This is a genomic window from Lentzea nigeriaca (assembly GCF_016907955.1).
Taxonomy (GTDB): domain Bacteria; phylum Actinomycetota; class Actinomycetes; order Mycobacteriales; family Pseudonocardiaceae; genus Lentzea; species Lentzea nigeriaca.
In genome coordinates, this window is sequence record NZ_JAFBCX010000008.1 from 353,938 (window position 1) to 360,211 (window position 6,274).

General features: G+C 68.6%; 7 protein-coding genes and 1 tRNA gene. All 8 read right to left on the reverse strand.

What is annotated here, in order from left to right:
- Nucleotides 1-97 precede the first annotated feature (97 nt).
- A tRNA-Leu gene (locus tag JOD27_RS28320) sits at nt 98-171 on the reverse strand.
- 119 nt (nt 172-290) lie between these two features.
- Nucleotides 291-1,394: an ATP-grasp domain-containing protein gene (locus JOD27_RS28325; RefSeq protein ID WP_239569087.1), complete on the reverse strand. Its 1,104-nt coding sequence runs from the start codon at nt 1,392-1,394 to the stop codon at nt 291-293.
- On the reverse strand, nt 1,391-1,513 hold the full coding sequence (locus JOD27_RS46185) for a hypothetical protein (protein WP_269083663.1): 123 nt from the start codon (nt 1,511-1,513) through the stop codon (nt 1,391-1,393). Before JOD27_RS46185 ends, JOD27_RS28325 begins: the two co-directional genes overlap by 4 nt.
- 209 nt (nt 1,514-1,722) lie before the next feature.
- Nucleotides 1,723-3,048 (reverse strand): NAD(P)/FAD-dependent oxidoreductase, encoded by a 1,326-nt coding sequence (locus JOD27_RS28330; RefSeq protein ID WP_204765314.1) that lies wholly within the window; start codon nt 3,046-3,048, stop codon nt 1,723-1,725.
- Between the two features lie 142 nt (nt 3,049-3,190).
- Nucleotides 3,191-3,652 (reverse strand): hypothetical protein, encoded by a 462-nt coding sequence (locus tag JOD27_RS28335; RefSeq protein ID WP_204765315.1) that lies wholly within the window; start codon nt 3,650-3,652, stop codon nt 3,191-3,193.
- The gene (locus JOD27_RS28340) at nt 3,646-4,875 is read right to left on the reverse strand and encodes a DUF58 domain-containing protein (protein WP_204765316.1); all 1,230 of its coding nucleotides are present in this window, start codon (nt 4,873-4,875) and stop codon (nt 3,646-3,648) included. The genes JOD27_RS28335 and JOD27_RS28340 overlap by 7 nt, the downstream gene beginning before the upstream one ends.
- The gene (locus tag JOD27_RS28345) at nt 4,872-5,822 is read right to left on the reverse strand and encodes an AAA family ATPase (RefSeq protein WP_204765349.1); all 951 of its coding nucleotides are present in this window, start codon (nt 5,820-5,822) and stop codon (nt 4,872-4,874) included. The genes JOD27_RS28340 and JOD27_RS28345 overlap by 4 nt, the downstream gene beginning before the upstream one ends.
- A 2-nt stretch (nt 5,823-5,824) precedes the next feature.
- Nucleotides 5,825-6,175: a hypothetical protein gene (locus JOD27_RS28350; protein WP_204765317.1), complete on the reverse strand. Its 351-nt coding sequence runs from the start codon at nt 6,173-6,175 to the stop codon at nt 5,825-5,827.
- Nucleotides 6,176-6,274 lie beyond the last annotated feature (99 nt).

Below are 6,274 nucleotides of genomic sequence, written 5' to 3' on the forward strand. Positions count from 1 at the left end.
TAGGACCGGGAACAGCCGGGTACTACCGGGAGTAGACAAGTCACCCCCTGACCGGGTTGTACCTGGTCAGGGGGTGAATCTATGAGGTGACACAGAGTGCCCCCGACGGGATTCGAACCCGTACTGTGATCCTTTTAAGGGACCTGCCTCTACCGATTGGGCTACGGGGGCGACGGGGAGCCTAGGGCTTGATCGTCGGCTTGTGTGGGCGGATGGTCTTTTCTCGCCCGCACGGCCCAGCGAATTGGACTAGAGCGAGCAATTCGGTAAGCGTCGAACGGACCCGAGCATCAGCGTGCCCTCCCCGCTCCCAGCAGCTCCTTGAACCGCAGCGCCACCCAGTCGTGCACGGCCGTGGAGACGGAGTTGTCGCCGGCGCGGTGTTCGAACCAGCGCCAGTCGCAGTTGACGTTGATCTCCAGGAACACGTGGTCGGTGCCGGTGACGAGCAGGTCGAAGGCCGCCACCTGGACGCGCCAGTGCCTGGCCAGCGCCAGCAGGCGGTCCGACAGGGACGAAGAGATCGACGTCGGCGTCACGCGGACGGCGTCCGGGTCCACCCACAGCTGGGCCGGGTCGAGCTTGTCGACCTGGTAGGCCAGGCAGCGCTCGCCCACGACGAACACGCGCAGTTCGGTGTCGGACGGCACGTACTCCTGCACGATCACGGGTGCGGGCTCAGGGGCGTCGGAGGCGCGGGAGGTTTCGAGAGGGCGCGGGAACAGGCCGTGCTGCACGCCGGGGCGTGGCTCCAACAAGTGCCGCCCGGCCGTCTTGACGATGCAACGGGCGCCGCCAGGGCGGGTGCGGCCCGGACGGGTCGTCACGGCCGTGCGCGGCACACGCAACCCGAAGGCGGATGCGTCGGAAAGCTGCGTCAAACGGTCCAGGTGCGTCGAAAAGCGCGAGGGGTTCACGTGTGCCCAGTCGGAGCGTGAGGACAGCCAGTTGGCCACTGAGGCCCATTGGTCGACCGCATAGGCGCCGGCCAGGGTTCCGGGCTCGACGGGGACTGCGGAGAGTTCGAAGTGGCGGCGCCAGACCAACAACGGGCGCAGCAGCCAGCGGTCGAGCTCGATCAGGGGCTGGTCGGTGTAGACCGAGAGGGGGAGGTCGACACAGCGGTCGGCGTCGATGCGGGCCATGCGGATGCCGCGCTCGGCCAGTGCGATGGAGAGTTCGTTCATCTCCATGTCGGCGGCGCGCGCCAGCACCAGGACGCAGGGCTGCGGGTTGCCATCGCCCTCGTCGACCATGCCGAGGCGGTGCACCTGTTCCTGGAAGTCCAGGCATTTGGGCGGCGATCGGAAGAGGTACTCCTGGCCCTGCAGTAGCAACGGCCTGGCAGCCTCGGACGGGGCACCCGGCACCCGCCCGTCAGCCGACCTGCTCAATCGTCCTTCTTGCTGCGGAAACTCTGCCCCGCCTGCGCGTACTCTGCGGCGTACTGCGCCAACGCGGGGTCCTCGATCTCGCCACGACGAAGCTGTGCGGCCAGCTCCTCGAGAGACATCGGGATCACCTCTCTCCCCACACAGGCGAATCACGCATTCAGGTGATGCACCAGCGGTAGTCTCTGGTTCACGTAACGCAATGTCAAGGCAGCCCGGCGAGCTTTACTCCGATCGGGCGCTCAAGTTCCGCCTCCGGACCAGTGAAATGCCCCGAACGTGATAACGCTCGGGGCATCTCACCACTCACAGAGAGTAACAACTCACCAGGTCAGCTCTGCACCGCACGGTCGAAGTCCGACTTGGGGTCGTTGATCTGCCCGAGCGCGACGACCTCACGGCCGTAGAACAGCGCCTGCGTCCAGTCCATCAGCACGCGCAGCTTGCGGTTCACGGTCGGCATGAACGCCACGTGGTAGCTGCGGTGCATGAACCACGCCGGCAGGCCCTTGAAGCGCAGGCCGAACACGTCCGCGACGCCCTTGTAGAGGCCGAGGCCCGCGACCGAGCCGAGGTACTTGTGGAAGTAGTCCTTCGGCTTCTGGCCGCGCAGCGACGCGACGATGTTCTTGGAGAGCAGCTTCGACTGACGGATGGCGTGCTGCGCGTTGGGCACGCACGTCGCCGTTGGGTCCTCCTCGATGCGCGAGAGGTCCGGCACCGCGGAGCAGTCACCGGCGGCCCACACGCCGTCGAGGCCCTGGACCTGCATGGCGGCGGTGCACCGGACGCGGCCGCGCTCGTCGAGCGGGAGGTCCGTGTTGCGCAGCACCGGGTTCGCCTTCATGCCGGCGGTCCAGATGATGGTGTCGGAGTCGAACTCGGTGCCGTCGTCGAGAACGACGTGGCCGTTCTCCAGCGACTTCACACGGGTGTCGAGGTAGATCTTGATGCCGCGCTTCTCGAGCGCCTCGACGGTCCACGCGCCGAGCTTCGCGGACACCTCGGGCATGATCCGGCCGGCGGCCTCGACCAGGACCCAGTTCATCTCTTCGGGCTTGATGCCCTCGTAGTACCGAAGCGCATACCGCGTCATGTCCTCGAGCTCGGCGAGCGTCTCGATGCCAGCGAAGCCACCGCCGATGACGACGAAGCTGAGCAGGCGCTTGCGCAGGTCCGCATCGTTCGTGCTGGCGGCCTGGTCGAGGCGCGAGAGCACGTGGTTGCGGACGTAGATCGCCTCACCGATCGTCTTCATGCCGATGCCGACCTCGGCCAGGCCGGGGATCGGGAGCGTGCGCGAGATCGCACCCAGCGCGGAGACGAGAACGTCGTACTCGATCTCCTCGACGTGGCCGTCCGACAGCTCGGCGGTCACGGTCTTGCGCGAGTGCTCGATCTTGGTGACGCGGCCCGTGACGACGTGGCAGCGCTTGAGCACCTTGCGCAGGGGGGCGACGACGTGGCGCGGCTCGATGGAGCCGGCCGCCGCCTCAGGCAGGAAGGGCTGGTAGGTCATGTGCGGCTGCGGGTCGATGACGGTGACAGATGCCTCACCGGAGCGCAGTTTCTTCTGCAGTCCGAGAGCCGTGTACATCCCGACGTACCCACCGCCGACAATCACGATCCGCGTGGGTTGCGACTTCACAGCAGCCATACACATATGGTTGCACCGCGACCCCATTTTTCGCGCGTCCAAGTGGCCCGTTGTGACTACCGTCGCCAGGTGATGCGCAACACCCTGCGGGGTGACCTGGGCTTCAGGGTGAACGTGAGCCAAACTCGCTGAGAGGAGCGATTCAGATCCTCAGCGCCACGACCCCGATCACGACCGTCAGAGCCCCCAGTCCGAGGAGCTCGACAAGCCCGAAGTCGGGCCCGGACGGGACGAATGCGGCGAAGAGCGCGACAAGGAATGAGATCGCCTGGACAATGGCGAACCGGCGTGCCGGAGCTTTCAGCGCGACGAGCTCGATTTTCGTTTTCACCGGAACGACCGCCGCGAGTGCGGACGTCACGTGAATGAGGTGCAGCGCCGGGATCATGAGCAGGACCCCGAGCCGCAACGGATGCCCCTCGCCGAACGCTATCGCGACCGCCGCGTAGCCGATCAGCAACGCCGGACCGGCGCTCCCCGGCATCAGCACGGACACCACCGTCAACGCCACGACGATGACCAGCGGCGCGATCGTCTCGGACTCCAGGTGCAGGATCAGCGCCACGGGCAACGCGGCGAGCACGATCGCCAGTCGCATCAGCATTCCCGCGTCACCGCCACCCCGTGCTCGGCCATGCGCCGCAGCCGCAGCCGGTGTTCCGCCGCGATCATCTCGGCGGCGACCTCACCCCACGGCGCCTCCGGATCGGGTTTCAGGGGCAACGGCAGCGTGTTGACCGCCAGCACCACATGACCGTGTTTGCGGGTCTGCACGGCCAGTTCGGCGATCTCGTCGTCGAGGAACGGCGACAGCAGCACGACCACGCTCCCGTGCGGCAGCTTCCGCAACGCCACGCGGGACGCCCAGCCGGCCGCCTGCACGCACACGACGAGCTGGGTGCGGATGCGCATCAGGTGCCGCCTGCCGACGCCGGAGCGGACGTTGAGCTGCGGCCGGCTCAGGTCCATCAACGCCACCCTGTCGCCCTGCCTCAGGTAGCCCGCGGCCATCGACGCCGCCCGCCGCACCGCGCGGTCCAGGCTGCCGTCCGGGCGCGTCGTGGACCCGTAGTGAGGAGACGACCAGTCCGCCACGTCCGCACCGACGTCCGTGCGCGTGTCGATGGCCAGCACGATCTCCGCGTCCGCCTCGGCGTGCCGCTCGCGGACGTGCACGGTCCCGGTGCGGGTGGTGACGCGCCAGTCGATGCGCTTGAGCTTGTCGCCCGGCTGGAACGCCCTGATGTCGCGCAGTTCCGTCGAGTCGCCCGCACGCGGTGAGCGGTGGATTCCGACCAGACCGGCCGGGCGCGGCGGCAGCGGTCCGGACGGGTGGTGCTCGACCGGCGGCAGGATCGTGCGGACGTGCTCGGTGCCGACGATCGGGCCGTAGACGTGCATGCCGTCGGGTCCGGCGAAGAGGTGGTCCAGGCGGAGGTCGATGCCCGGCCCCCACGCGTCACGCCGGATCTCCACCGGCAGGTCGGGCGAGTGCGCGGGGACGGCCCGTGGGCCGCCCGGCAGCTTGATCACCGCGATCTCCGCGTCCGCGCCGTCGACGTGCGCGACGGTGTGCACGATCCCCGCACCTGCTCCCCGTGGCACCGGACGGACCTTGACCTGGGGTGTGCCCTTCGGTTTGTGCGTGAGCAGCACGGATAGGACGAGCGGAACGCCGAACAGCACCATCTCGACCTGGTGCAGGAACATCCCGGCGACGACGAGCCCGGCACCGAGCCAGACGGCGCGTGAGTACGCGTCCGTGGGGTGCCAGTGCGCGCCGTGGGACTCGGCGAACGCCTTCCTGATCTTGTCGGCTCTGCTCATGAGCTGGGCGGGCCCGGAACCTTGCCGAGCAGTTCGGTGACGACCTGCACGCCGCTCACGCCGGACGTCCAGGTCTCGGGCTTCATCACGAGCCGGTGCGCGAGGACGGCGACCGCGCACTCCTTGACGTCCTCCGGTGTCACGTACGACCGTCCGTCCAAAGTGGCCAATGCACGGGCGACGAGGACCAACGCCTGCGCACCTCGCGGCGACGCGCCCACCTCGACGGACGGGTGCTGCCGCGTCGCGACGGCGAGATCGACGCAGTACCGCAGGAGATCCTCGTCCACTGTGGTCTGTTCGAGCTCAGCCTGCAGCTCGGCCAGCCGCCCCTGCGCGAGGACCGGCGGCACCTCGGTCTCTTCCCTCTGCCGCGCGAGTCGCCTGCGCAGCACCTCGACCTCTTCCTCGGCGGGCGGATAACCGATGTCCAGCCGCACGAGGAACCGGTCGAGCTGCGCCTCCGGCAACGGGTAGGTGCCCTCGTACTCGACCGGGTTCGACGTGGCGAGCACGTGGAACGGCTTGGGCAGCGGGAACGTGCGGCCCTCGACCGTCACCTGCCGCTCCTGCATGGCCTCCAGCAACGCCGACTGCGTCTTGGGCGGCGTCCGGTTGATCTCGTCGGCCAGCAGCAGCCCGGTGAACACGGGCCCGTGGTGGAACTCGAACTCGCGGCTGCCGGGGTCGTAGAGGAACGATCCGGTGACGTCGGCGGGCAGCAGGTCCGGCGTGCACTGCAGGCGGCGGAACTCCAGGCTGAGCGCCTGCGCGAGCGACCGCGCGATCAGCGTCTTGCCGAGTCCCGGCACGTCCTCCAGCAGCACGTGCCCGCCCGCCAGCACGGCCGCGAGCGCGAGCCGCACCGTTCGCGTGCGCCCGACGACCACCTTGCCGACCTCGTCGAGGACGGCCTTGGCCTGCTGAGACACGGATTCTGGGCGAATGCTCACTCGACCCTCCTGAGCCGTTCGGCGAGTTCCTTCGGGCCGGGCATCTCCGACGCCTCGATCCCCAGTCGTCGCAGCCTGGCGCGGAACCGTTCCTGGTAGCGCCGCGGGTTCTCGGCCGCCTCGGCGAGCCTGCTCGCGAGCGTGCTGGCGTGGGCGGTGCTGATGGTGCCGGGCGGCGGCGGTTCCGGGCTCCACACGATGTCCGTGGCGCGCGGCAGCCTGGTGATCAGCACGCCGAACGCGGTCGGCGGCACGGCGAGCGCCGCCGCCCAGAACGGTTCGGCGCCGAGCAGCCAGATGACGACGCCGATGATCACCCCGACCGCCAGGGCCAGCGCGGTTCTCATGCGAGCTCCATAAGCTTGTTGATGTCCAGGACGAGGTGTTCTGGACGCCCAGGACGGCGGGGTGTGGCTGATGTGTGCTTGCCGCTGGGTGGCTCTCCG

Bases quoted from the DNA above. Each gene is read 5' to 3' on its own strand.
- JOD27_RS46185 (WP_269083663.1), bottom strand. From the start codon at position 1,513: ATGTCTCTCGAGGAGCTGGCCGCACAGCTTCGTCGTGGCGAGATCGAG.
- JOD27_RS28330 (WP_204765314.1), bottom strand. From the start codon at position 3,048: ATGGCTGCTGTGAAGTCGCAACCCACGCGGATCGTGATTGTCGGCGGT.
- JOD27_RS28335 (WP_204765315.1), bottom strand. From the start codon at position 3,652: ATGCTGATGCGACTGGCGATCGTGCTCGCCGCGTTGCCCGTGGCGCTG.
- JOD27_RS28340 (WP_204765316.1), bottom strand. From the start codon at position 4,875: ATGAGCAGAGCCGACAAGATCAGGAAGGCGTTCGCCGAGTCCCACGGC.
- JOD27_RS28350 (WP_204765317.1), bottom strand. From the start codon at position 6,175: ATGAGAACCGCGCTGGCCCTGGCGGTCGGGGTGATCATCGGCGTCGTC.